This is a genomic window from Fibrobacter sp. UBA4297 (assembly GCF_002394865.1).
Taxonomy (GTDB): domain Bacteria; phylum Fibrobacterota; class Fibrobacteria; order Fibrobacterales; family Fibrobacteraceae; genus Fibrobacter.
The window spans coordinates 166,262-191,338 of the sequence record NZ_DGUZ01000010.1; the positions used below are offsets into that span (position 1 = coordinate 166,262).

Consider the following 25,077-nt stretch of genomic DNA (forward strand, 5'->3'; position numbering starts at 1 on the left):
TCTACTTCCGCACCACCGACGTTACTGGTACGATCCAGCTCCCGGAAGGTGTTGAAATGGTTACTCCGGGTGACACGGTCACGATCCACGTGAACCTCATCGCTCCGATCGCCATGGAAAAGCAGCTCCGCTTTGCTATCCGTGAAGGTGGCCGCACGGTTGGTGCAGGTTCTGTAACCGAAATCATCAAGTAATAGAGTAAAAAATGCCCAGAGAACTCATCGTGCTTGAATGCACAGAATGTGGTCAGCGCAACTATGATTGCGACAAGAACAAGCGTCTTCATCCTTCCCGCGTGGAATACAAGAAGTACTGCCGCTTCTGCCGCAAGCATACTGTTCACAAGGAATCCAAGTAAGGAAGTCCGAATAGGTCGATAGCTCAATTGGTAGAGTCACGGTCTCCAAAACCGTTGGTTGGGGGTTCGAGTCCCTCTCGACCTGCTCACTTCCCGGAGAAAAAATGCGTAAGGTTCAGCAATATGTATCAGAATCTGTCCAAGAACTGAAACAGGTTACTTGGCCCACTTGGGAAGAGCTTAAAGGTTCTACTCTTGTTGTAATGCTTTTCAGCGTTATCATGGGATTCTATATTGCAGGGCTCGACTTTGTGCTCTCTTGGATTGTCAATTTCATCATGGGTAGAGGTTAGTGTATGTCCATGCAGTGGTATGCCGTTCACACCTTTACCGGTCAAGAAAACAATATCAAGAAACGCCTTGAGCAAATGATTGAGCGCGAAGGCGTTCAAGATAAATTTGGACGTATTATCGTGCCTACTCGCGAAGTTGTTTCCAACGTTCGTGGTAAGCGTCGGGTAAGCGTCCAAAATTTGTTTCCTGCATATATCATTATTGAAATGGAGCTGGACGAGCTCACCCAGCACCTGGTGTCCACCATCAATGGTGTCACCCATTTCGGCGGAATGACTCGCGCTTCTCGAGTACCTATTCCGCTTCGTCAGAGCGAGGTCGATCGTCTTCTGGGTGTTGATCCTGAAAACTCCATCGAAGGCGAGATCCAAATTCCGTATACAATTGGCGAAAATGTCTGCATCAAGGAAGGTCCGTTCAAGGGCTTTGTGGGCGTCGTAGATGAAATTATGGAAGCCAAGATCAAGGTCATGGTTTCCGTTTTTGGTCGTTCTACGCCAGTCGAACTCGCCTTTAACCAGGTCGAATCCGCCGACGCATAATTGATTACGGTCTTTGAAACGGAGATAATACAGTGGCAAAGAAAATCACAGGTTATATTAAGCTCCAGATTCCTGGCGGTGCCGCCAACCCGGCTCCTCCGGTAGGTCCTGCCCTTGGTCAGAAGGGTGTGAACATCATGGAGTTCTGCAAACAGTTTAACGCTAAGACCCAGAATGACAAGGGCATGATTGTGCCGGTCGTCATCACGGTCTACGCTGACAAGAGCTTCACCTTCATCACGAAGGTCTCGCCGGTTCCGGCCCTCATCAAGAAGGCTACTGGCGTGCAGAGCGGCTCTGGTGAACCCAACCGTAAGAAAGTTGGCAAGATCACTCAAGCCCAGATCACGGAAATCGCCCAAAAGAAGATGCCGGATCTAAACACAATCGACCTCGAAGCCGCCAAGCGCATGGTTGCGGGCACTGCTCGTTCCATGGGTATTGAAGTGGTTGACTGAGGCAGGTAATTCACCGTTACGTATCTGACAGGAAAATTTCATGTTCAGAGGAAAAAAATACAAAAAGATTGCTGAATCTTTCGATCGCACCAAAGCGTACGATTTGAAGGAAGCAATCGAAATACTCAAAAAGTCCGAATTGAAGTTCGACCAGACGGTCGAAGTACACTTCAATCTCGGTGTGGACCCAAAACATTCCGACCAAGTGGTTCGTGGCACTGTCGTGCTTCCGCATGGTACCGGTCGTCAGGTCCGCGTCTTGGTGTTCTGCAAGGACAACAACCTTGAAGTTGCCAAAGCCGCAGGTGCTGACTACGCTGGTGGTGCCGACTTGGTTCAGAAGATTCAGGAAGGCTGGCTGGATTTCGACGCTGTCGTTGCTACTCCCGACATGATGCCGGTGATTAGTAAGGTCGCACGTGTCCTCGGTCCTCGTGGTATGATGCCGAGCCCCAAGGCTGGTACGGTGACTGTTAACGTCGCTCAGACCGTCAAGGAACTCAAGGCCGGTAAGATTTCCTACCGCGTTGACAAGGGCGCAAACGTCCACGCTCCGGTTGGCAAGCTTTCCTTCACTGTCGATCAGCTCGCAGAAAACACGAAGTCTGTTATCGACTCTGTTGTGAAGAACAAGCCTCAATCTTCTAAGGGCACTTACATCAAGAGCCTCACATTGACGGCTACGATGGCCCCGGGCATCAAACTTGATATGGCACTGACGCGCTAGGAGAAACCATGAAAGCTGTAGTTAAAAAACAACAGACCGTGGACGCGCTCGTCGAGTCCTTCAAGGGCGCTACCGCCGTCTATCTGCTCAATTTCCAGGGCATCACTGTCGATAAGGACAATGCCCTCCGCAAGGCCCTCGCTGCTAAGGGTGTCAAGTACCACGCTGTGAAGAACACTCTTCTCAAGCGCGTTCTCGAAGCACTCAAGGTTGAAGGTCTCAACGACTCCCTCACTGGCGCAACGTCTGTGATGGTCGGTTTCGAAGAAGACCCGCTCCTGCCGGCTCGCGAAATTGAAGCATTCCACAAAGCAAACCCTGATTTCTTGGTTGCCAAGAGCATTTACCTTGATGGCAAGGCAATGCCGGGCTCCGAAGTCGTGAACCTCTCCAAGATTCCAGATCGTAAGGGTATGATCGCAATGATCGTCTCTATCGCTCTCGGACCTGGCTCCACGATCGCCGGTCAGCTCAAGACCCTCCAGGAAAAACTGGAAAAAGAATCGGGTTCCGAAGCAGCCCCTGCTGCAGCGGAAGCTTAACAACAAACCACAAACCAAAAATTTTAAACGGAATAATCGGAGAAACACATCATGGCAACTGATATCAAGGCATTGGGCGATCAAATCGTTGGTCTTACCCTTCTCGAAGCCAAGGCTTTGGCTGACTACCTTAAAGAAACCCACGGCATCGAAGCCGCTGCCGGTGGCGCTGTAGTTATGGCTGCAGCTGCTGCAGCTCCTGCTGAAGAAAAGACCGAATTCGACGTCATCCTCGCCGAAATCGATCCGGCCAAGAAGATGGCTATCCTCAAGGAAGTTCGCGCTATCACGGGTCTCGGCCTCGCTGAAGCCAAGAAGGTCGTTGAAACTGCCAACAGCGTCATCAAGGAAGCTGCACCGAAGGCTGACGCCGAAGCTCTCAAGAAGAAACTCGAAGAACTCGGAGCAAAGGTTACCCTTAAGTAATGCTTTTGCTGCATTAATTCTTCCTTACCAATTGCCTGCACACCAGTGCGGGCTTTTGGTGTTTTTTGACTACAATTAGGCTCTTCACCGGATGAGGTATTTCTAATGACGACGGAGCGAAAGTCTTATTCCTCCAACAAGTTCCACCTGGAACTCCCGTACCTGATCGAAGTCCAGAAGGCTTCGTACGAGCAATTCCTTCAAAAGGACATTCCGCAAGAAAAAAGGATGAACGTCGGGCTTGAACGCGTGTTCCGCGATATCTTCCCGATCACCGATGACAAGGATCTGTATTCCTTGAAGTATGAAGGATATTATTTCGGCATCCCGAAATACAGCATCCCCGAATGCCGTGAGCGCGGTCTCACGTATTCCATGGAACTTTTTGCAACTCTCTCCCTCCAGGTGTTCGAAAAGGACGGAGAAGAAAGCAAGCTCAAGGAAGAAATCAAGAACGATGTCTTGGTTTGCGAACTTCCTATCATGACCGAGAACGGAACGTTTATCATTAACGGCGCCGAACGCGTCGTCGTTTCGCAGTTGCACCGTTCTCCTGGTGTGAGCTTTGACGAAGAAATGCAACCCAACGGCCGCTCCGACTACAAGAGCCGTATTATTCCGCACCGCGGCGCATGGGTTGAATTCAACACCGAAGGCGACATCCTTTACCTCATCATCGACCGCAAGAAGAAGATTGCCGCTACCGCCATGCTTCGCTGCATCGGCTTCGAAACGACTCAGGATATCCTGAACCTCTTCTACAAGAAGACCGACGAAATCGTTCTCGACGATGCCGCATTCAATGACTTTGACAAGGAAGGTGTCTGCACCCTCATCAACCGCATCATCTTTAACGATGTCGTTGACGAAGAAACGGGTGAAATCATCCTCGAAGCTAACACTGTCATCGACGACAAGAAGCTCGAACGCCTCCGTGAAAGCAGTGTCGAAAAGATCACCGTGCTTTCCAAGGAAGAAGACAACCTCCTCATCCACTACACGCTCGCTGCCGATAAGACGAAGTCCCGCGAAGACGCCCTCAAGGCTGTCTACTCCGTGACCCACCAGCAGCAGGAAGAAGCTCCGAACCTCCAGACCGCCGAACGCTACTTTGACGAACTCTTCCTCAACGACCCGCACAAGTACGATCTTGGCGAAGTCGGTCGTTACCGCTTGAACGCAAAGGTTTACACCGCTGCCATTCTTGCCAAGGTTAAGGAAGTTGCTGAACGCTTCGACCGCGTCAACGAATTCAAGATGCCGTCTGTGACCCAGATGACGATGAGCAAGACTGACTTCCTCGCTATCATCGAATACATGGTCGGCCTCTTCAACGGCGACGAAGGCTACACTCTTGACGATATCGACCACTTGGGCAACCGTCGTACACGTTCCGTGGGCGAACTCCTTGCCGGTCAGATTTCCGTCGGCCTCTCCCGTATGTCTCGCGTCATCCGCGAAAACCTTTCTCTCCATTCCGAAGAAGAACAGACGACTCCGCGCGAACTCGTGAATACTCGCATGGTCTCTACTGTCGTCCAGGCATTCTTTGGCCAGAGCCAGTTGTCCCAGTTCATGGACCAGATGAACCCGCTTTCTGAACTTACTCACAAGCGTCGTCTCTCCGCTCTCGGTCCTGGTGGTCTTACCCGTGAACGTGCAGGCTTCGAAGTCCGTGACGTTCACTACACGCACTATGGCCGTCTCTGCCCGATTGAAACTCCGGAAGGTCCGAACATCGGTCTTATCAACTCCCTCGCCTCTTACGCCGTGGTGAACCACTTCGGCTTCATCGAAACCCCGTACCGTATTGTGGGTCTCGTTGAATTCAAGGACGCTCAGGGCAACAAGTGCTACTTCCCGGAAGAAAAGTGGCATTTCGGCATCTTCAAGGGTTTCGTTCATGACCCGCACCTCTTCGTGGAACTTGAACTCACCCAGAAGGAAATCGACACAGTCCGCTTGAACCTCGACAACCGCCAGCGCGAATTGTTCGAAGGCTTCGTGAACAAGGTGTTCCAGCTTAAGGATGCCGACGGTAACGTTTCTTACAGCAAGAACGGCTTTGCCCTCGATGATTTCGACGGCACTCCGGACTACGTGCAGGTGGGCGACGTCGTGGAACAGATCGTTTCCGACTACATCAGCTACCTCACTGCAGACGAAGAAGACTCCTTCAAGGTCGCTCCGGCTTCTACCGAACTTGACGAAAACAACCGCTTCAAGGGCGACATGGACGGCTACGTCATCGTCCGCGACAAGAGTGAATACCCGCACTTGATGAAGCAGGATTCCATCGCTATCGGCGACACCGAAACTGAACGTATCGACCTCATGGACGTGGCCCCGATGCAGATTGTGTCTGTCGCAGCAGGCCTCATCCCGTTCCTTGAACACGATGACGCTAACCGTGCATTGATGGGTTCTAATATGCAGCGCCAGGCTGTGCCTCTGCTCCGCGCCGAAGCTCCGGTCGTGGGTACTGGCCTCGAACGCCGTGCCGCTCTTGACTCGGGTACGGTTGTCCGTGCAAAGCACGATGGTAAGGTCACGTTTGTTGACGCTCGCAACATCACTGTGCAGCGCGGCAAGATGGTGAACGGCGTATTTGAACCGCTCACTGGCCTTGGCGAAAACTATGAATTCCTCGGCAAGGATCCGATTGACGAATACACGCTCCGCAAGTTTGAACGTTCAAACCAGGATTCCTGCATCAACCAGAAGCCGATCGTGAACGTTGGTGACTTTGTGAAGGTCGGCGACGTGTTGGCTGACGGTGTTTCTACTGACCACGGCGAACTCGCTCTCGGTAAGAACATCCTCATCGGCTTCCTCCCGTGGAATGGTTATAACTACGAAGACGCTGTCATTATCTCCGAAGAACTTGCCATCAAGGACACGTTCACTTCTATCCATATCGAAGAATACGAAATGGAAGTCCGCGACACCAAGCGCGGTCCGGAAGAATTGACTCGTGAAATTCCGAACGTCGGTGAAGACGCTCTCCGTAACCTCGACGAAAACGGCGTGATCCGCGTCGGTGCTGAAGTCGGTCCGGACGATATCCTCGTCGGTAAGGTTACCCCGAAGGGCGAAACCGAACTCACTCCGGAAGAACGTTTGCTCCGTGCCATCTTCGGCGAAAAGGCCGGCGATGTGCGTGACTCTTCCCTCAAGGCTCCTCCGGGAATGAAGGGCGTCGTGCTCGAAACCCGTATCTTCAGCAAGAAGGACAAGGCCGACAAGAAGAGCAAGGAAAAGGATCAGGAAACGATCGAAGAAATTCGTCAGAATTTCCAGAGCCAGATCGACCGCATCAAGGATGCATGCCGTGAACACTTGTTCGACCTCCTCGCAGGCAAGTCTGCTGGCAAGGTCATGGACAACGAAACTCACGAACTTTTGATCCGCGAAGGTCAGACTTATAACGAACAGAACCTCAGATTCATCGACGTGACGAAGGTCTCTCCGATGTCCACATTCGTTGTGGATGACGACGACCTCCAGGACAAGGTGCTCTCTCTCGTTCTCGTCGCTCGCGACAACCTCGATACCCTTACCCGCACGATGGAAAAGGAAATCGACAAGGTCACGAAGGGTGACGAACTCAAGCCGGGCGTCTTGAAGAGCGTCAAGGTCTACATCGCCAAGAAGCGCTGCCTCTCCATCGGTGACAAGATGGCAGGTCGCCACGGTAACAAGGGTGTCGTCTCGAGAATCGTTCCGGTTGAAGACATGCCGTTCACTGAAGACGGTCGTCCGCTTCAGATTCTTCTGAACCCGCTGGGCGTGCCTTCTCGTATGAATATCGGTCAGGTGCTTGAAGTTCACTTGGGCTGGGCTGCAAAGACTCTCGGCTTCAAGGTCTCTACTCCTGTGTTCGACGGTGCTAAGTTCGAAGATATCTGCAAGGAACTCGAAAAGGCTTACCAGAAGAACCCGATCGTGAACTACGAAATGGATCCGGATAACAACAAGATTATCGGTAAGGCAAAGCTTTACGACGGCAAGACCGGTGAAGCCCTCCTGAACCCGGTGACCATCGGTTACATGTACTACCTCAAGCTCGGTCACTTGGTCGACGACAAGATCCACGCACGTTCTATCGGTAGCTACGCTCTCGTGACGCAGCAGCCGCTTGGCGGTAAGAGCCAGTTCGGTGGTCAGCGCTTCGGTGAAATGGAAGTGTGGGCTATGGAAGCTTACGGCGCCGCTTATACGTTGCAGGAACTCCTCACCGTCAAGTCTGACGATGTGCAGGGCCGTTCCAAGGTCTATGATGCCATTGTCAAGGGTCAGAATACTCCGAAGCCGGGTATCCCTGAATCCTTCAATGTTATGATTCGCGAAGTTCATTCTTTGGGTCTTGATATCGAGACCACTGGAGACAAGTAATTATGGCTGAAGAAATGACTGAACAGTTTGGCGACATTTCTATTCATCTCGCCTCCCCGGACCTGATCCGTTACTGGTCCTATGGCGAAGTGACAAAGCCGGAAACGATTAACTACCGTTCCTTCAAGCCTGAAAAGGATGGTCTTTTCTGCGAAAAGATCTTTGGACCGGTTAAGAACTGGGAATGCAACTGCGGTAAGTTCAAGCGCATCCGCTACAAGGGCGTCATCTGCGACCGTTGCGGCGTTGAAGTGACTCACTCCAAGGTCCGTCGCGAACGCATGGGCCACATCGAACTTGCTATCCCTCTGACCCACACCTGGTTCGTCCGTAACCAGCCGTGCGTCATCGGTGCACTCCTCAACCTCAATACTAAGGACCTCGACCATATCATCTACTACGAAAAGTACGTGGTGATTGATCCGGGTACGACCGACCTCGAACCGAACTCCCTGATCGACGAAGCTCAGTATCAGGACCTCGTTGCCGAAGGCCGTGAATTTGAAGCCAAGATGGGCGCATCTGCTATCAAGCAGTTGCTCGACCGCGTCGACTTGACCAAGCTCTCCGAAGAACTCCGCTTGCAGGCTACTTCCAAGTCCAAGACCAAGCAGGACGATGCCGTGAAGCGCCTCAAGGTCGTCGAAGCCTTCAAGAAGTCCCAGATGGAAAGCTTCCGCAGCTACTACAAGAATCCGGATCCGGCCCGCGACGCAAGCAAGGCCTGGCTCAAGGGTCTTGCCGAAGCTGTTGCCGAATTCAAGGTAGACTACGAATCCAAGCACTCTGACTTTGTGCTTGCCGATGCCTACGAAGAATTCCGCCACAAGTATCCGAACGAAGCTCGCTTGCTCGCTAACCAGCCGTCTTGGATGATCCTCGACGTTCTTCCGGTTATCCCGCCTGATCTTCGTCCGCTCGTACCGCTCGAAGGTGGCCGCTTTGCTACCTCCGACTTGAACGAACTCTATCGCCGTGTCATCAACCGCAACAACCGCTTGAAGAAGTTGATTGACATCCGTGCCCCTAACGTGATTCTCTGCAACGAAAAGCGTATGCTCCAGGAAGCTGTCGACCAGCTGTTCGATAGCGGCCGCCGCACCGCTCGTGCAGGTTCTGCACGTCCGCTCAAGAGCCTCGCTGAACTCCTCAAGGGTAAGCAGGGCCGCTTCCGTATGAACTTGCTCGGTAAGCGTGTGGACTACTCCGGCCGTTCCGTGATTGTCGTGGGACCGGAACTTCGCATGCACCAGTGCGGTCTCCCGAAGCGCATGGCTCTTGAACTTTACAAGCCGTTCATCATCCAGCGCTTGGAAGAAGAAGGCATTGTCTACACGCTCAAGTCTGCTAAGAAGTACGTTGACGCAGAACGTCCTGAAGTTTGGGACATTCTCGAACAGATTATTGAAGACCACCCGGTCATGTTGAACCGCGCTCCGACGCTTCACCGCTTGGGTATCCAGGCCTTCTATCCGAAGCTCATCGAAGGTAATGCGATTCGCCTCCACCCGCTCGTCTGTACAGCATTCAACGCTGACTTCGACGGTGACCAGATGGCTTGCCATCTTCCGCTTAGCTTCGAAACTCAGCTCGAATGCCGCGTGTTGATGCTTTCTTCGAACAACATTCTTCACCCGGCTTCCGGTCAGCCGATTGCTGTGCCGGGCCAGGACATCGTGCTAGGACTCTACTACCTGACCAAGCCGCGTCCGAACCGCAAGGGTGAAGGCATGCACTTCTACGACCCGGCTGAAGCCGTCCGCGCTTATGAAAACGACGTCGTGGATTTGAACGCCAATGTTTACTTGAAGCTCCCGGCAGGTCGCAAGATCTATATGGGCGCTCTCGAAAAGGATTGCACCTGCATCCGCGAAATGGCTGATGACAATGGCAATCTCGAAGTCCAGGTCAAGGCTGGCGAAAAGATTAAGTTCCTCACCCTTAAGGAAGACAACGTCATCAAGACGACTGTCGGCCGTATCATCTTCAACGAATTTGTCCCGAACGCTCTTGGCTACGCCAACGAAACATTCGGCAAGAAGGTGATTGCTAAGTCCATCGACGACCTCTATCGTCGTACCGGCAACCGCGTGACCGTCGACTACCTCGACGACCTCAAGGCTAACGGTTACAAGTGGGCTACCCGCGCTGGTTCTTCTGTGGCTATCGCCGAAATGGTGATCCCGAAGGAAAAGCAGGAAATGCTCGACAAGGCTGCCGAACAGGTTTCTAAGATTCGCGCCCTTTACGAAGACGGTGTCATTACTGACGGTGAACGTTATAACCAGACGATTGACGTGTGGTCCAAGACGACGTCCGACGTTGCTGCCAAGCAGTGGGATTTGCTCTCTCACGACCGTGACGGTTTCAACCCGGTCTACATGATGGCTGACTCCGGCGCTCGTGGTAGCCGTGAACAGATTAAGCAGCTGTCCGGTATGCGTGGTTTGATGCAGAAGCCGATCAAGCAGCTCGGTGGTCAGGAAGTTATTGAAAACCCGATTAAGTCCTGCTTCCGTGAAGGCTTGAACGTGATGGAATACTTCATTTCGTCTCACGGTGCCCGTAAGGGTCTTGCTGATACCGCTCTTAAGACGGCTGACGCTGGTTACCTTACCCGTCGTCTCGTGGACGTGGGCCAGGACCTCGTGATTACCGAACAAGACTGCGGTACCACGGACGGCATTGAAGTTTCCGCATTCAAGGACGGTGACGATACTGTCATTCCTCTTGAAGAACGTCTCCTCGGTCGCGCACCGGTCGATGACATCAAGCACCCGGTGACAGGCGAAGTGATCGTCAAGGCTGGCGAACTCGTTACCGAACGTGACCTCCCGAAGATTTCTGCTACGGGTCTTGAACACATCAAGATGCGCTCCGTGCTCACCTGTAATTCCAAGAACGGTGTCTGCGCCAAGTGCTACGGCCGTATGCTTGCTTCCGGTCGTCCGGTTGACCTTGGCGAAGCTGTTGGCGTGCTTGCAGCACAGTCCATTGGTGAACCGGGTACGCAGCTTACCCTCCGTACGTTCCATATCGGTGGTGCTTCCTCCCGTTTGACTGTTGAAAGCGACAAGAAGGCTACAGTCGATGGCCACATCGAACTCGAACAGGTCGAAACTGTCGACCATGAAGGCCAGAAGGTTGTCGTCTCCCGTATGGGCGAACTCGTTATTTTCGATACGACCGGCATTAACAAGGGTCGTTACCAGATTCCGTATGGTGCAATCTTGCACGTCGAAAACAATGCTACCGTCAAGAAGGGCGAAAGCATGTTCGAATGGGATCCGTATAACAGCCCGATTATCACGAACGTGTCTGGTACGATCGCATTTAGCAATCTTATTGAAAACAGAACTTACCGTATCGAACGCGATGAAATGACCGACGTCGAAACGTGGATCGTCATCAGCGACAAACAGCACGGTAAGAACCAATTGCGTCCGGTCATCATCATCAATGATGAACGTGGCGAAAAGGTTGGCCACTTTATGTTGCCTGACGGCGCTATCCTCGCCGTGCATCAGGGTGACCGCGTTACTTCCGGTCAGGTTATCGCAAAGCTTCCGCGTGCAGCTGGTAAGACCCGCGATATTACCGGTGGTCTTCCGCGCGTCGCTGAACTCTTCGAAGCACGTGTTCCGAAGAACAAGGCATTCATCGCACCGGTTGACGGTCTCGTCAAGTACGGTAACGAAGTGCGCAACAACCAAGAAGTTATTATTCAGCAGATGGATGGCAACGAAGTGAAAGTGCTGGTTCCGCGTGGTATCCATCTGGCGGTCAATGACGGTGACCGTGTCCGTGCTGGTCAGAAGATCAGCGAAGGCAGTGTGGATCCGCACGATATCCTCGACGTTCTCGGACCCGAGGATGTGCAGCGCCACTTGGTGAACGAAATCCAGGCGGTTTACCGCTTGCAAGGTGTGGCTATTGCAGATAAGCACATCGAATGTATCGTTCGTCAGATGATGCGCAAGGTCCGCATTACAGATCCGGGTGAATCCGAATTCTTGCCAGGCGAAGAAATTTCCAAGATCCGTCTCCGTACCGAAAACGAACGTCTGCGCGCTCTCGGTAAGGCCGAAGCTAAGTATCAACCGATGCTCCTTGGTATCACTAAGGCTTCTTTGGCAACGGACAGCTTCATCTCTGCTGCTTCGTTCCAGGAAACCCAAAAAATCCTTACTCGCGCCTCCATCGAAGGCTGCGTGGATCCGCTCATGGGTCTTAAGGAAAACGTGATTATGGGTCGACTTATTCCGTGCGGTACTGGTGCCCGTCACTTGAGGAACGTCCAAGTGATCGATGCCGATGCCGACGAAATGGAAGAACGCTCTCGTTTGCAGAATGTACAGGCTGAAAATTACGACTCTGGTTCCGGAATCCAGCTCTTGGATAACGAAATCGGCTCTTCTGACGAGGAAGATTCGGATAATTAACAGCTAAGTACTTGAAATATTTGGAAATAAAACTATATTTGCACTCCAAAATCTAGGAGATTAAACAGTGCCAACTATTCAACAGCTCGTCCGTAACGGACGTGAACAGATCAGCAACAGGACCGCTTCCGTAGCTTTGAAGTCCTGCCCCCAGAAGCGCGGCGTTTGCACCCGTGTTTACACCAGCACCCCGAAGAAGCCGAACTCCGCTCTTCGTAAGATTGCCCGTGTGCGCCTCTCCAACAAGATGGAAGTTACCGCTTACATCCCGGGTGAAGGCCACAACCTCCAGGAACACTCCATCGTGCTCATCCGCGGTGGTCGTGTGAAGGACGTTCCGGGTGTTCGCTACCACATCATCCGTGGTACGCTCGATACTCAGGCAGTCAACGGCCGTCAGAACGGCCGCTCCAAGTACGGTGTTAAGAAGAAAGGTGCCGCTCCGGCCAAGAAGTAAGGAAGTAATCTATGTCTAGAAGAAGAAAGGCTCTCCATCGCTCCATCCTCCCGGATCCGCGTTTCAAGTCCACCCTCGTTACCGAACTCGTCGGTGTCGTTCTCAAGCAGGGTAAGAAGACCATCGCTGAACAGATCGTCTATACCGCTCTTGACCTCCTCGACAAGAAGGTTGAAGGTAAGGAAACTCCGCTCGAAAAGTTCGAAATGTGCCTTGAAAACATCAAGCCGCGTGTCGAAGTCAAGTCCCGTCGCGTTGGTGGTGCAAACTACCAGGTCCCGATGGAAGTTGCTCCGGATCGCGCCAAGGCTCTCGCTCTCCGCTGGCTCCTCGATGCAGCTCGTAACCGCAACGAAGCCAACATGGCAGAACGTCTTGCAGCAGAACTCGTTGCCGCTAAGAACAGCGAAGGCAACGCAGTCCGCAAGAAGAACGATACGCACAAGATGGCCGAAGCCAACAAGGCTTTCGCTCACTTCCGTTTCTAATTCTTGCGCGCAAGCACAGAATTATCCTAGAGAAGGGCTCCGCTTTTGCGGAGCCTTTTCTGCATTTATGCGGAATGCCGAGTGTTGTCATCCCCGCCAGAGCCTGTCATTGCGCTATCGCATGACTTGTTCGCCTCGGTAATGCGAAAGCAAGCTTTCGCGCTACTCTCGGCTCCGTTGTCATCCCCGCCTACCTGTCCTCGCGCCTGTCCTCGCTTGACGGGGATGACGGGGACGAGCGGGAATCTTCATTATCCGATTAGGATTATCCAAAAAGGATAATCCTTTTTGGATAAAATTTTTTATTTATGTTGTGTATGAAATTTCTGCGAAATTTTTGTTTGCTGGCGGTGACGTTTGTAGCGCTCCTTTGCGGGTGTTCAGAGTCTAATGAAGATGATTTGAAAAGCGCAAAACGGTTTGAGGAATTGAAGACTCTGCCTCTGGATACTGTTCTTTCGCGTGCGTATAAATTCTACGAGCAGTTCCAGGCGACGAATGACACGCTGCTACGCGATTCCATGAACGATTACAAAAGTCATTTCATTGCAAGGTGGAAAAGGTCTACGGATTCTCTTTGCGGAACGATTCCGGCAGATGATTCCCTGGCGGCTGATTTACGCGAAATCAATGAAGCGGTTTCGAAATATTTTTTTGAATATCATATTAAACACATGTATTGGTTTATGCTTGATACAGCAAAGCGTGAATCCCTTCTTGGGAAGGTAGATAGTACACAAAAAGTAGAACTGACGGCGCCTGGGTGGAGATGGGATACTAGGGAAGAAGATGAAGCGACAATTATGGGTATTCCGTTTGAAGAGGCTTTGTCGGTCTTGAAAAAGGATTCTACTAGTGTATTTAAAGTCGTTTATTTTATTCAAACGCTGCAGGTGCATTATGTTGATACTGTAGCTGCTGATATGGAGTCTTTTCAAAAGATTGATCCGTTCGATATAAAGCGGGATGAGTGGAAAGAAACGAAATCGGCCTGCATGGAAAAAACTCCGATAGGCCAGCAGGTTCTTGTTCTAAACAAGGAATATGAATCGTTGTTGAACAATTTTATGAAAACGAAAGCGCGAGGGAACCGCCGTTTTTTGATGTGGGAGATTCCCGTTTCGCCACGTTTTTGGGAAGATGATTTTTCCTTTCATTCTTACCCGACCATAGTGAGTGCGGTATTTAACAAGAACCATGATATGGTAACCTTGAATGTGAATGATGGCTACGGCCGAGGAGGCTTATACTACCTGTCCAAGCGCTCGGGAAAATGGGAAGTCGTGATGCTCCGGGAAGGCTGGATATCGTAGAATATCGATTTATCTCTTTTTGCCCTTAGAATTTGTCTTCATTTTCTTGATGCCCGTCTTCCAGGCGTTGACGGCATCTTGCGAGGTGTTGAGCGCCCAGTCGCCTTCGTAGTCTTTGCTTTGGCTGAACCACATCACGGCAAATACGCGTGAGTAGTCGGTGCGGAAATGCTCGAACATGTCGGCAATCCATTCGGCCTTGCTACCGCCTTTTTCGGAGCTGGAAATTTCGGCAATGAAGAGCGGTTTGTCGATGTTTGCGAGCGCCTTGTAGGCGTCATCGAAGACTTGCGCAAAGGACTTCCAGCTGGACCAGCTTTGACTCTTGCCCCAATTGTACCCGTCGATGGAAATGTAGTCGACGTATTCGTCACCGGGATAGTTGCCTGTGAGCGTGGCGCCTTCGCCGTGGTTCGTGACATTCGTGGTCCAGATCCATTTGACATTCTTCACGTTTTCTTCGCGGAAAATCTTGACGATGCGGCGGAAGGCTTCGGCGACATTTGCGTCGGTATTCCCGGCGCCTTTTTTGCCCACACCCCAGTCGTACCAGTCGCCGTTTGCTTCGTGGAGTGGGCGTAACCAGATTTCTTCGCTGTAGTTTCTGATGCCTTTAGCAAATTCACGGATGTAGTTGTCCGTTTTGCCGTCTACAATTTCTTGGGCGTTGTGGCCGTTCGGCATCCAGGTGACAACTAGTGTGGAGCCGTTGTCCTTGGCGATGTCTGCGTAGACTTTTACGTTGTTCCAATCGTTCACGTCAAAGACTGCAAAATAGCTGATGAGGTCAAGCTTGCTGCCTTGCAATTCTTGGAAGGCCTGCACGTTCTCTTTTGTGGGCTGCGGGTATTGTCCGGGGCCTCCGACCCAAGCGCCGACTTGGAATGCCATCGCTGCAACAGGTGCAACGCAAAGAGACATGAAAAGCTTGTTGTTCATAAAGACCCCATTGAGTTTTTGTTACGCTTTAAAGATACGTTGAATGCTCTAGAAGAGCCCAGATAAAAGCGTGTAAAAAATTCAAAGTGTCGCTAGTGTTTGTGCGTTTCCAAAAAAATGGTATTTTCAAAAAGGGGCTTTAAATTTATTGATTTGAAATAAAGTATATTCGATAACATGAAACATTTGAATTTGTCTATTGCTCTTTTATTTTCTGCATCCGTACTGTTCCTTGGCGGTTGTGCCAAGAACCATAACGATATCATTCTTCATAAGACAACGTCTTTTTGGACGGGGAGCCCGGTGATTAAATTGGATGTCCCGTATCCTGAACCGCTCACTTTTGAACTCCCGTCTGCTGAATGGACTCCTCTTAAAATTCAAAAGAAGGAAGGTGTAAATACGCGGGTCGAGCTTGCAGAAGGTGTGGCCGATTCGTATGTGAAGGTGGCGATTGATGGTCAGACTAAGAGCTTGTTCGAAAGTCTTGAAACTGAAAGCGGTGTGGATTTTGGCCAGTCGGATTCGCTGATTCTCGTGGGGCTTTTCGATCATTACAAGACGATGACGAAAGCTGAAAATTCCGATAAGCCGATTCAGTATAGCGAGACAAAATTCGAAAGGCAGGATGGCGATGCGTTTGCTTGGATGGTGACTTCAAATGGCTCTTATGGTGTCGCGTATGCGGTGCTCATGACGAAGAACAATAACTATTTCACGATTGAAGTCAATCAGAAAAATCGCATAACGGATATCGAAAAAATTTTGTTGGATATTGTGAAGAGCCATAAGACGTACTAGGCGTTAAATGATGAAATTTTTGAAATTGTGTTGGCTGCCGTTTTTATTGATAGCGTTGTTCCTTGTCGGGTGCTCGCGGACCAATGAAGATGAAGTGCGAAAAGCAAAACGCTTTGAGGCGTTGAAGGGACTGCCATTGGACACGGTCCTTACGCGTGCGTATAAATTTTACGAGCAGTATAAGGCGACGGGTGATACGCTGTTGCGCGATTCCATGAACGATTACAGGGACCACTTTTTTGCGAGATGGGAATTGACTTCGGATTCTCTCTGCGGGACGGTTGCGCCGGACGATTCTTTGGCGATGGAATTACGCGAAATCTATAAAGTTGTAATGGAGCTTTATACTAAAGATACCTATTGGCATACGCTTGATAAGGAAAAGCGCGAATCCCTTATGAAAAAAGATAGTGTACCCTTAATAGAACTTACTGAACCTAGTGGCAATCTGAAAGATTTGGAGGACAATACATATTTGATAAATGCGGTGATTGCGGATATCCCGCTTAAAGAGGCTGTGTCTGGCTTGAAAAAGGCTTATAGCATATATGATAGTATTTACTTTGTTCAGAGAATGAACGTGATGTATTTTGACACGTCTGCTTCTGATACGAATGAAATGGATAAGATTGATATGTTCCATGCACGTCGGGATGGAAGGAAAGAAGCGAAAGTTGCCTGCATGGATAAAACACCGATGGGCCACAAGCTTCTTATTTTGAACAAAGAATATGAATCACTATTGAACGACTTTATGAATGCGAAAGTTGATTGGGAACATTGGGATTGGCCATTATGGCGGAAAATTCAATCTTTCTGGATTCCAAAGATTATTGTTGTACCGCTTTTTTGGGGTGGTTTCTTACTTGAATCGCCTCCGATTATATCTAATGCCGTATTTAACAAAAGTCACGATTTAGTAAAACTAAATGTCGGAGATGGGGATCGAGGAAGGTATTACTATTTGTCTAAGAAAAACGGAAAATGGGAATTGGTAAAGATTGAGGATGGCTGGTTTTCGTAAGGACATTTTTATGAAAAAGATTTTTGAAAGCTGTATTTTGGTGATTTCTATTCTTGCCGCTGGTGCTTCGGCCAAAGGACTTTATTTGGAAGGTTCTTTGGGCATCGCCAAGGCGGATTACGTGGAACAGGAACGCCCTCGCAAGTTGCAACAGGCCGATGACCATGTTGGAGAATGCCTCGACATTGAGGGTTGCGAGGATACGGGACCTAGCGGGGATTATGCTCCGCGGGACAGGGTGGAATACGTGGGCTATGGCCCAGTGCTGGATTTGAAAGTGGGGTATGGCTGGGAAAAACTGGCTGTATTTGGTGTTATTCAGGGAGCGTACACCGAAGGTTTCCATGTATTTGATTGTTATGTAATGAGTAAACCCGTGGAATACAATGGCGACCATGAAGGTTATGCGTTCCACAATCATAGAGTGGAGTATGAAGACTATCTTCGCTATAGTGAGCTTCATTCCTTTTCAACGCGATTGTTCTTTGGGGCCGGATTTACGGTATTTCCCTTTGCAAAGAAAGAATCGCCCTTGACGGGTTTCCATGCCGGCGCATCATTCGGTTTTTCTATTATCGAGACGCAGGTAGAAGAGGAAAAGACTGGTGTTGCAGACCGGAATCATGGTGCTATTGAGATAACATCTGCCCCAAATTACAGCCTCACTTTTGATGTGGGACATACTTGGTCTGTTAACGAAAAGTGGAATATGGGTATTGCTTTGACCGCGGCGTTTGAAAATCCTGTTGAATTTGAAAAGGAATACAGCATGTTCAACCTTCATACAATTTGGGTGGGACTGCGATTCGCAATAAAGTAATTTCACAGGATCCTTCGACTTCGCTCAGGATGACAAACTGCAATTATCTAGTAACTCATAACTAGTAACTACCGTCCTCTTCCTACTAACAACTAATCACTAAAACTTTACTGGATCCTTCCTTTGGTCGTCAGGATGACGAAGAAACGTTAACTAATGACTAACAACTAATGACCAATGGCTAATCGCTAATCACTAAATCTTCACATTTTTTCTAACCACTAACCACTAATCACTAACCACTTTTTTATATTTAAAACACAAAAATTTTCACTTTAACAGAAGGTTAATAAAATGGCTAAAATCGCTAAAGTTTGGGCTCGTCAGATTTTGGATTCCCGTGGCAATCCGTCTCTCGAAGTCGATGTCACTCTTGACAACGGTATCGTTGGTCACGCAGCTGTTCCGAGTGGTGCTTCCACCGGTGAACGCGAAGCTTGCGAACTCCGCGACGGCGACAAGAAGACCTATCTCGGCAAGGGCACTCTCACTGCCGTGAAGAACGTCAACACCAAGATCGCTAAGAAGATCGTTGGCATGGATCCGTCCAAGCAGACTGAAGTTGATGACGCTATGATCGAACTCGACGGCAACCGCATGCTCAAGAACACGCTCGGTGCAAACGCTATCCTCGGCGTTTCCATGGCTGTTTGCGTTGCTGCTGCTAAGGATGCTGGCCTTCCGCTTTACCAGTACATTGCTAAGCTCCATGGCACTGAAAAGCTCACCCTCCCGTGCCCGATGTGCAACGTGATCAACGGTGGTGCTCACTCTTCCGCTCCGATCGACTTCCAGGAATTCATGATCGCTCCGGTTGGCGCTAAGACTTTCTCCAAGGGTCTCCAGATGGTGACCGAAATCTTCCACGCTCTTAAGGCTGTCCTCAAGAAGGGTGGTTTCGATACGACGGTTGGTGACGAAGGTGGCTTTGCTCCGGGCGTTGCTATCAAGCCGGCTAAGAACAAGTTCGGTTACGAAATCAAGGACGTGATGACCCTCGAAAAGGCTCTCGCTGCTTTGAAGACCGCTACTGAAAACGCTGGTTACGTTTTCGGCAAGGACATCAAGATCGCTCTTGACGTTGCTTCTTCCGAATTCTGCGACAAGGAAACTGAAAAGGAAGGCTCCAAGGCTGTTACCTACACGTTCAAGAAGAGCACCAAGAAGACCCTCAAGTCTGCTGAAATGGTCAAGCTCTATGAAAAGCTCATCGACAAGTACTCCATCTTCTCCATTGAAGACGGTCTCGATGAAGCTGACTGGGCAGGTTGGAAGGTTCTTACCGACAAGCTCGGTGGCAAGATTAACCTCGTGGGTGACGACCTGTTCGTCACGAACCCGACCATCTTCGACGAAGGCATCAAGGCTGGCATCGCTAACGCTATCCTCATCAAGGTGAACCAGGTTGGTTCTGTTTCTGAAACTCTCGCTGCTATCAAGCGCGCTCAGGTTGAAGGCTATGCTCCGATCGTTTCTCACCGTTCTGGCGAAACCGAAGACACCTTCATTGCTGACCTCGCCGTCGGTACTGCCGCTGGCCAGATCAAGACTGGTTCCCTCTCTCGTACGGACCGCGTCTGCAAGTACAACCGCCTCCTCCGCATCGAAGAAGAACTCGGCAAGGCTGCTGTCTATGCTGGCGATCCGCGCAAGGGTGCCAAGGCTTCCAAGGCTGCTCCGGCTGCCAAGAAGGCTCCGTGCAAGAAGGGTTGCAAGAAGGCCTAATCAGGCGAGAGTCGCGACGGCGACCGTTTTTTTAGAACAAAGTATCTAAAAAGAGCTTCGGCGTTAAGCCGGGGCTTTTTTGCATTTGGCAATTTTCTTGCCCTAAAACTTGAAACGTGGATAGATTCTAACTATATTTGGGGTTAAATCAAAGCAACCCTAAATCAAGGCTAGGAAAATGTCAGATCGTTTTATCGTGACCGGCAACTTTACCGATGATCCGTTTGCCATCGACATGGCTCAGTACATCGGCCTCCGTGAAGATATCTCCGACGTGGTCTCCCTGAAGACTTTCGCCAACTCCGAATTCTGCCCCCGCTACATGCTGGATATGGACGACTTGGAACATATCGGCAAGCGCCTGGAAGGCAAGATTGTCTTGATTTGCTCTGTCTCTAACCATGAACGCAGCCGCAACGACTATGCGATGCGTAACTTCATCTTGGCCCGCGCCGCCAAGGATAATGGTGCAGAACAGGTCGTCCTGGTTGAACCGGACCTCTTCTACAGCGCCCAGGACCGCGGCCCGCACCGCATCGGTGAACTCGAAAAGGATCGCCCGGACATCGACCTCAAGAAGTTCGACGGCCAGGCATTCACGAGCCTCCTTTACGCCCAGCTTTTGAAGACTGCTGGTGTCGATGCCGTTGTCACCTGCCACAATCACAGCATCAAGGTGCAGAACCTCTTCAACGAAATTTTCGAAGGCAACTTCCACAACTTGATTCCGACGGACGTTTACGCCCACTACATCAAGAATAGCAACTTTGTCCAGACCGGTAAGGACGGCAACAATCTCGTGATTGTCTCCCCGGACAAGGGTGCACGCCCGTTCATGAACGCCGTGTTCGATGCTCTCCAGCTCCCGGAATGCAAGCGCGTCGTTATGGACAAGGTCCGTACTGGCGAACGTGAAATCAGCATGACCTTCAACCCGGAACTTTCTGACATCAGCATCGAAGAAATCGAAGGCAAGGACGTGATCGTGTTCGACGACATGGTCCGTACCGGTACGACGATTGTGCAGTGCTGCGAACATATCAAGAAGGGTAACCCGAACCGCGTCTGCTTTGGTGTCACGCACTTCCACACCAGTGCCGAAGCCCGCGAAAAGCTCAACAGCCCGGCTATTGACGAAATCCTCACGACCTCTACGCTCCCAGATATCATGAACCGTGACTGCCAGGGCCGCCTGAGGAAGAAGCTCACCGTGCTCAAGCTCGGCAAGTGGATTGCTCGTCACGTGATGCAGATGTACGGCATGGACGATGGCCGTTTCGAGAAGGACTTCTACAAGATCGATATGTCCTCGAAGAACCCGCGTTGGCCGCCTGCATTCTTCTAATAGAGTCTGTATATGGAAAAAAGTCCGGATGTCGCAAGATGTCCGGATTTTTTGTTTTTTTTGAACTTTTTTCTGGAAAATTGGTTTAAATGTCGGTTTGAGGTGTTGTTTAGCTTGACATAAATATTTTCGTTGATTTGAAATTTTAATAATAAAACGTATTATTTTTATAAGATAGGATATGGGAAGCAATTTATGGCTGATGAACACTCGATACCGTTGACGACAAATATCTTGGACGGGGTTGGCATAGGGCTTTGGGCTGTCGAAATTGACGACGGTTGCGCTCCGCGTATGACTGCAAATCCGACTATGCTCAAGCTGCTTGGGCTTGAGGAGGGCGTGTCTGCCGAGGATGTTTTTCATGCCTGGTTTGACAATATAGATCCGGAACATTTTGCCGAAGTCAAGGCGTATGTCGACAAGATGAGTGCAGGCGAGGCGCCTGAGATACAGTATCCTTGGCATGCACCTGACGGCCGTGTCCGTTTTGTCCGCTGCGGTGGGACCCGCAATTATGACTATAAGAAGGGTGTAAGGCTTGAAGGCTGGCACAAGGATATAACAGAGCTTGCGCTAATCCAGAAAACCACTGAAGAAGAGCTGCGCGACGAAATCAAGACGATGGATCTTGATACAAAGCGAGAACGCCTCCAGAGCGCCCTCAACGAAAAGCTTTACGGCAAGGCTATTCTCGACAAGGCGTACGGGTATTTCAAGGTCAATCTTTCCGAAGGGAAGGTCTCGAAGCCCTTTATCCAGATTGTCGAAGGTGAACTGAGGGATGTAAGCGGTTCGTTTGGTACGGACTTTCCGCATTACGATGCGATTATCAGAAGGGTTGCAGACCAGTTTGTTGACAAGGAATATCGGAGCGCCTTTGTCCAGCGTCTCTCGGCGAAGTCGCTAATCGACCAGTTCCAGAAGGGCGAATCGATGCCGGAATATACCTGCAGGTTCTATTCCCCGCATATCGGTTGGCATTTCAGCCGCTTTGTATGTTATGTTTCAAAAGATGAAATCCTGAACGAATACCAGGCGATGATGGTGGCGTACAATGTCTCGGAACAGCAGAAGCGTGATGCCACCATTCGCGATTGCATTGACTTGCTTTACAAGGAAAACCGCTCCAAGGATGCCATCGAAGAACTGCTTGCTGCTCTTGCTTCTTATTATGCGGCGGACAGGGCGTATATTCTGGAGTTTGACAAGGACCGTGAATTTTTCAACAGCACATACGAATGGTGCCGCAAGGGAGTGCGTCCGAACAAGGCGGCGATTCAGCACGTCCCGTTTGACCTGATTGGGTCATGGATTGATGCGCTTGGCTACATGGATGCCGTCAATCTCGATTCGCACAATGACGAGTACGGTGTCTGGGACCGCATATACAAGACACTTCCTCTCCAGGATGTAAAAAACATCAATGTCGCAACGATTGTGTCTAGCGAACAGCGGTACGGCTTTGTCATTTTGGACAATCCGAAGGAGTCGCAGAAAAATTTTGCAATCCTAAAGCTTGTGGCTGGCTTTGTCGAAAACGAAATCAACCGCCGTAAGCGCATGGACGAAGATGCCGCCGTGACCTCGCTTTTGGCGTCGGACTATTCGTGCATTTTCTATTGCAATCTGGAAACGGATTGCGTGACGGCGCACAAACTCAATTCGAACATCCAGAAAATGATTGGGGATTCGCTTGCGGACAAGACTTACAGTGGTTCCATAGATTTTATCGCAAGCAAGGTGGTGGCTCCGGACAATGTCGATTTTGTCACGAAAAAGCTCTCTGTCAAGAACCTGAAGCCGCTCCTGCAGAAAAAGGGCGTTACGAGCTTTGAATTTGTAAGCTATACGGACAAGTTTTGTGAATGCAAGGTCGTTGCGGTAAGCAAAAAGCAGAAGTCCTTTGTCATTGGCTTTGCGGATAAGGATGAGCAAATCCGCACGGCGCGTATGCACCAGAAAAAGATTGAACAAGACTTGGAAATCATCGACATCCTCGCATCGGAATATTCGTCGGTCTATTACATCGATCTAGAAAAGGACTCCATCACGCCATACTCGATGAACAAGGAGTCCGAATCGCTCTTTGGCAGCCGCTTCCGTTCGGGAGTTTCGTATTCCAAGGCGTTTGAGGAATATGTGGACGGAGTTGTCTGGGAACGCGACAAGCAGATGATGCGCGATGCCGGTGCGGTTGAAAATATCAAGCTGGAGCTTGCGCAACAAAAGACGTTCATTACGACGTACCGCGGCAATGTCGATGGCAGGCCGCATTATTGCGAAATGAAGTTCGTGAAAGTGGGCGGCGAGTTCGATAGCCCGAAGGCCGTGGCGCTTGGCTTTGCCGAAAAGGACGACCTCATCCTCAAGGAATTTGTAAACGACATCCTGTACGATGATTACGTGTCTATTTACTTTGTCAATGTCGAGGACAACTCGTTCCGCACGATAAAGGCGTCTAATGTCTCGTGGGTCGAAAAGCGCCCGCTGTACAGTACCTATTCCTATGAAATCAAGAATATCAGCGGTGTTGTGCAGGATGAATTTGAAAAGGATTGGCTGAAACTTTCGAACCTGTTTTACGTGCAAAAGTTCTTGAAGGATGCTGACCAGCGTGAACTGGAATTCAAGATTGTGAGCGGCGAATGGCTCCGTGCAAAATTCACGACCATCGAACGCAACGACGAAAACGAGGTCGTCTCGTTTGTACTTTCGTTCATGCTTTTGAGCGATGACCAGGTCGAAAAGCTGGAACTGGATGCCAAGATTGCCGAACAGAATGACTTGCTCGAAAAGCAGCAGGTGATGCTCCAGAAGGCGCTTTCGATGGCGCAGTCTTCGGACCGTGCAAAGACGACGTTCCTTTCGAACATGAGTCATGACATCCGCACGCCGATGAATGCGATTGTGGGCTTTACGGGCCTTGCAATGGCGCATATCGACGAGAAGGAGGTCGTGCTGGATTACTTGCGTAAGCTGGGACAGAGCTCGAATCACTTGCTCTCGCTCATTAACGATGTGCTGGACATGAGCCGCATTGAATCGGGCAAGATGGTGCTTTCGGAAAATGCCGAAGACCTTATCGATATCATTAATACGCTCAAGGATATTGTGCAGGCCGATGTCGATACGAAAAAGCTTGTATTTGAAGTGCAGATGAATATTTGCAATTCAAAAATCGTGTGCGATAAGTTGCGCTTGAATCAGGTGTTGCTGAACGTGCTTTCGAATGCTGTCAAGTACACGCATGCGGGCGGCTCGATCCTGATGCAGGTAAACGAGAAGGAATCCGACAAGCCGAATACGGCGCAGTTCGAGTTCCGAGTCCGCGATAATGGCATGGGCATGACCGCCGAGTTCCTGAAGACGATTTATGAACCGTTTACGCGTGCAAATTCCTCGACGGTGAGCGGAATCCAGGGAACAGGCCTTGGCATGTCCATTACGAAGAATATCGTGGAGATGATGGGCGGCCATATTGAAATTTTCAGCGAAGAAAATAAGGGCACTGAAGTTGTCCTGAATATCGGTTTTTCGCTCCATGAAAAGAGAAGTGCCGGCTTCAGCTTCTCCATGGAAAACGTCAGCTTCAAGGGCAAAAAGATTTTGCTTGTCGAAGACAACGAGATGAATCGCCAGATTGCATGCGATATCCTTAACGATAACGGATTCGAGGTCTTTACTGCAGAAAACGGCAAGCAGGCTGTGGAGCTTATGAAGATGGCAACTCCTGGCCAGTATGATCTTGTGCTCATGGACGTGCAGATGCCTGTGATGGATGGCTTTGTTGCGACCCGCGAAATTAGAATGCTTCCGGCAGGTTACCAGTCACGCATCCCGATTATCGCCATGACGGCGAACGCTTTTGAAGAGGACCGCAAGGCGGCTCTTGATGCGGGTATGGATGAACACATCTCCAAACCTATCGACATAGATAAAATGAAGTATATTTTGTCTAAATTCCTTAAAAAGTGATTG

General features: G+C 50.2%; 19 protein-coding genes, 1 tRNA gene and 1 pseudogene. 20 read left to right on the plus strand and 1 reads right to left on the minus strand.

The features are described from left to right. The 14 genes and pseudogenes from tuf to B3A20_RS05710 all read left to right on the plus strand — a co-directional run. Positions 1-194 (plus strand): annotated as a pseudogene (tuf, locus tag B3A20_RS05645) (elongation factor Tu); the annotation flags it as partial. Between the two features lie 11 nt (positions 195-205). Next, positions 206-358, plus strand: coding sequence for a 50S ribosomal protein L33 (rpmG, locus tag B3A20_RS05650; protein WP_088640950.1), 153 nt, complete (start codon positions 206-208; stop codon positions 356-358). Between the two features lie 12 nt (positions 359-370). Continuing rightward, positions 371-443 (plus strand) — tRNA-Trp (locus B3A20_RS05655). Between the two features lie 19 nt (positions 444-462). Further along, positions 463-651 (plus strand): preprotein translocase subunit SecE, encoded by a 189-nt coding sequence (gene secE / locus B3A20_RS05660; RefSeq protein WP_014545992.1) that lies wholly within the window; start codon positions 463-465, stop codon positions 649-651. Positions 652-654: 3 nt separating this feature from the next. Then, a complete protein-coding gene (gene nusG / locus B3A20_RS05665) occupies positions 655-1,194 on the plus strand; it encodes a transcription termination/antitermination protein NusG (protein WP_088630086.1) in 540 nt (179 codons plus the stop codon). Between the two features lie 32 nt (positions 1,195-1,226). After that, on the plus strand, positions 1,227-1,652 hold the full coding sequence (gene rplK, locus B3A20_RS05670) for a 50S ribosomal protein L11 (protein WP_014545990.1): 426 nt from the start codon (positions 1,227-1,229) through the stop codon (positions 1,650-1,652). A 40-nt stretch (positions 1,653-1,692) separates the two neighbouring features. Then, a complete protein-coding gene (gene rplA / locus B3A20_RS05675) occupies positions 1,693-2,379 on the plus strand; it encodes a 50S ribosomal protein L1 (protein WP_290762709.1) in 687 nt (228 codons plus the stop codon). An 8-nt stretch (positions 2,380-2,387) separates the two neighbouring features. Then, the gene (rplJ, locus tag B3A20_RS05680; RefSeq protein ID WP_014545988.1) at positions 2,388-2,921 is read left to right on the plus strand and encodes a 50S ribosomal protein L10; all 534 of its coding nucleotides are present in this window, start codon (positions 2,388-2,390) and stop codon (positions 2,919-2,921) included. Between the two features lie 51 nt (positions 2,922-2,972). Further along, entirely contained in the window at positions 2,973-3,347 is a 375-nt protein-coding gene (gene rplL, locus B3A20_RS05685; protein WP_015731969.1) for a 50S ribosomal protein L7/L12, read from the plus strand. A 105-nt stretch (positions 3,348-3,452) separates the two neighbouring features. Next, positions 3,453-7,742: a DNA-directed RNA polymerase subunit beta gene (rpoB, locus tag B3A20_RS05690; protein ID WP_290762711.1), complete on the plus strand. Its 4,290-nt coding sequence runs from the start codon at positions 3,453-3,455 to the stop codon at positions 7,740-7,742. Positions 7,743-7,744: 2 nt separating this feature from the next. Beyond that, entirely contained in the window at positions 7,745-12,184 is a 4,440-nt protein-coding gene (gene rpoC, locus B3A20_RS05695; protein ID WP_290762713.1) for a DNA-directed RNA polymerase subunit beta', read from the plus strand. A gap of 67 nt (positions 12,185-12,251) precedes the next feature. After that, complete coding sequence (rpsL, locus tag B3A20_RS05700; protein ID WP_015731968.1) at positions 12,252-12,641, plus strand: 30S ribosomal protein S12; 390 nt, start codon at positions 12,252-12,254, stop codon at positions 12,639-12,641. Between the two features lie 11 nt (positions 12,642-12,652). Further along, the gene (gene rpsG, locus B3A20_RS05705) at positions 12,653-13,129 is read left to right on the plus strand and encodes a 30S ribosomal protein S7 (RefSeq protein ID WP_290762716.1); all 477 of its coding nucleotides are present in this window, start codon (positions 12,653-12,655) and stop codon (positions 13,127-13,129) included. A 317-nt stretch (positions 13,130-13,446) separates the two neighbouring features. After that, positions 13,447-14,442, plus strand: coding sequence for a hypothetical protein (locus B3A20_RS05710; RefSeq protein ID WP_290762717.1), 996 nt, complete (start codon positions 13,447-13,449; stop codon positions 14,440-14,442). Between the two features lie 9 nt (positions 14,443-14,451). Here the strand turns inward: B3A20_RS05710 and B3A20_RS05715 are convergent, their stop codons facing one another. After that, positions 14,452-15,381, minus strand: a complete 930-nt coding sequence (locus B3A20_RS05715) for a glycoside hydrolase family 26 protein (RefSeq protein ID WP_290762718.1) — start codon at positions 15,379-15,381, stop codon at positions 14,452-14,454. Positions 15,382-15,558: 177 nt separating this feature from the next. Between B3A20_RS05715 and B3A20_RS05720 the strand changes: the two genes are divergently transcribed. From B3A20_RS05720 to B3A20_RS05745, 6 genes are all read left to right on the plus strand, one after another. Continuing rightward, entirely contained in the window at positions 15,559-16,182 is a 624-nt protein-coding gene (locus B3A20_RS05720) for a hypothetical protein (protein ID WP_290762719.1), read from the plus strand. 7 nt (positions 16,183-16,189) lie between these two features. After that, entirely contained in the window at positions 16,190-17,206 is a 1,017-nt protein-coding gene (locus B3A20_RS05725) for a hypothetical protein (RefSeq protein ID WP_290762720.1), read from the plus strand. Between the two features lie 10 nt (positions 17,207-17,216). Further along, a complete protein-coding gene (locus B3A20_RS05730; RefSeq protein ID WP_290762722.1) occupies positions 17,217-18,026 on the plus strand; it encodes a hypothetical protein in 810 nt (269 codons plus the stop codon). Positions 18,027-18,320: 294 nt separating this feature from the next. Then, entirely contained in the window at positions 18,321-19,751 is a 1,431-nt protein-coding gene (gene eno, locus B3A20_RS05735; RefSeq protein WP_290762723.1) for a phosphopyruvate hydratase, read from the plus strand. A gap of 178 nt (positions 19,752-19,929) precedes the next feature. Continuing rightward, complete coding sequence (locus B3A20_RS05740; protein WP_088640961.1) at positions 19,930-21,096, plus strand: ribose-phosphate diphosphokinase; 1,167 nt, start codon at positions 19,930-19,932, stop codon at positions 21,094-21,096. A 195-nt stretch (positions 21,097-21,291) separates the two neighbouring features. Further along, positions 21,292-25,074, plus strand: coding sequence for a PAS domain-containing hybrid sensor histidine kinase/response regulator (locus B3A20_RS05745; RefSeq protein ID WP_290762724.1), 3,783 nt, complete (start codon positions 21,292-21,294; stop codon positions 25,072-25,074). Positions 25,075-25,077: the final 3 nt, after the last annotated feature.

What these genes read in the sequence shown, in the direction of transcription:
- rpmG (WP_088640950.1), top strand. Translation starts at nt 206, where the DNA reads ATGCCCAGAGAACTCATCGTGCTTGAATGCACAGAATGTGGTCAGCGC.
- secE (WP_014545992.1), top strand. Translation starts at nt 463, where the DNA reads ATGCGTAAGGTTCAGCAATATGTATCAGAATCTGTCCAAGAACTGAAA.
- nusG (WP_088630086.1), top strand. Translation starts at nt 655, where the DNA reads ATGTCCATGCAGTGGTATGCCGTTCACACCTTTACCGGTCAAGAAAAC.
- rplA (WP_290762709.1), top strand. Translation starts at nt 1,693, where the DNA reads ATGTTCAGAGGAAAAAAATACAAAAAGATTGCTGAATCTTTCGATCGC.
- rplJ (WP_014545988.1), top strand. Translation starts at nt 2,388, where the DNA reads ATGAAAGCTGTAGTTAAAAAACAACAGACCGTGGACGCGCTCGTCGAG.
- rplL (WP_015731969.1), top strand. Translation starts at nt 2,973, where the DNA reads ATGGCAACTGATATCAAGGCATTGGGCGATCAAATCGTTGGTCTTACC.
- rpoB (WP_290762711.1), top strand. Translation starts at nt 3,453, where the DNA reads ATGACGACGGAGCGAAAGTCTTATTCCTCCAACAAGTTCCACCTGGAA.
- rpoC (WP_290762713.1), top strand. Translation starts at nt 7,745, where the DNA reads ATGGCTGAAGAAATGACTGAACAGTTTGGCGACATTTCTATTCATCTC.
- rpsG (WP_290762716.1), top strand. Translation starts at nt 12,653, where the DNA reads ATGTCTAGAAGAAGAAAGGCTCTCCATCGCTCCATCCTCCCGGATCCG.
- B3A20_RS05710 (WP_290762717.1), top strand. Translation starts at nt 13,447, where the DNA reads ATGAAATTTCTGCGAAATTTTTGTTTGCTGGCGGTGACGTTTGTAGCG.
- B3A20_RS05715 (WP_290762718.1), bottom strand. Translation starts at nt 15,381, where the DNA reads ATGAACAACAAGCTTTTCATGTCTCTTTGCGTTGCACCTGTTGCAGCG.
- B3A20_RS05720 (WP_290762719.1), top strand. Translation starts at nt 15,559, where the DNA reads ATGAAACATTTGAATTTGTCTATTGCTCTTTTATTTTCTGCATCCGTA.
- B3A20_RS05725 (WP_290762720.1), top strand. Translation starts at nt 16,190, where the DNA reads ATGATGAAATTTTTGAAATTGTGTTGGCTGCCGTTTTTATTGATAGCG.
- B3A20_RS05730 (WP_290762722.1), top strand. Translation starts at nt 17,217, where the DNA reads ATGAAAAAGATTTTTGAAAGCTGTATTTTGGTGATTTCTATTCTTGCC.
- eno (WP_290762723.1), top strand. Translation starts at nt 18,321, where the DNA reads ATGGCTAAAATCGCTAAAGTTTGGGCTCGTCAGATTTTGGATTCCCGT.
- B3A20_RS05740 (WP_088640961.1), top strand. Translation starts at nt 19,930, where the DNA reads ATGTCAGATCGTTTTATCGTGACCGGCAACTTTACCGATGATCCGTTT.
- B3A20_RS05745 (WP_290762724.1), top strand. Translation starts at nt 21,292, where the DNA reads ATGGCTGATGAACACTCGATACCGTTGACGACAAATATCTTGGACGGG.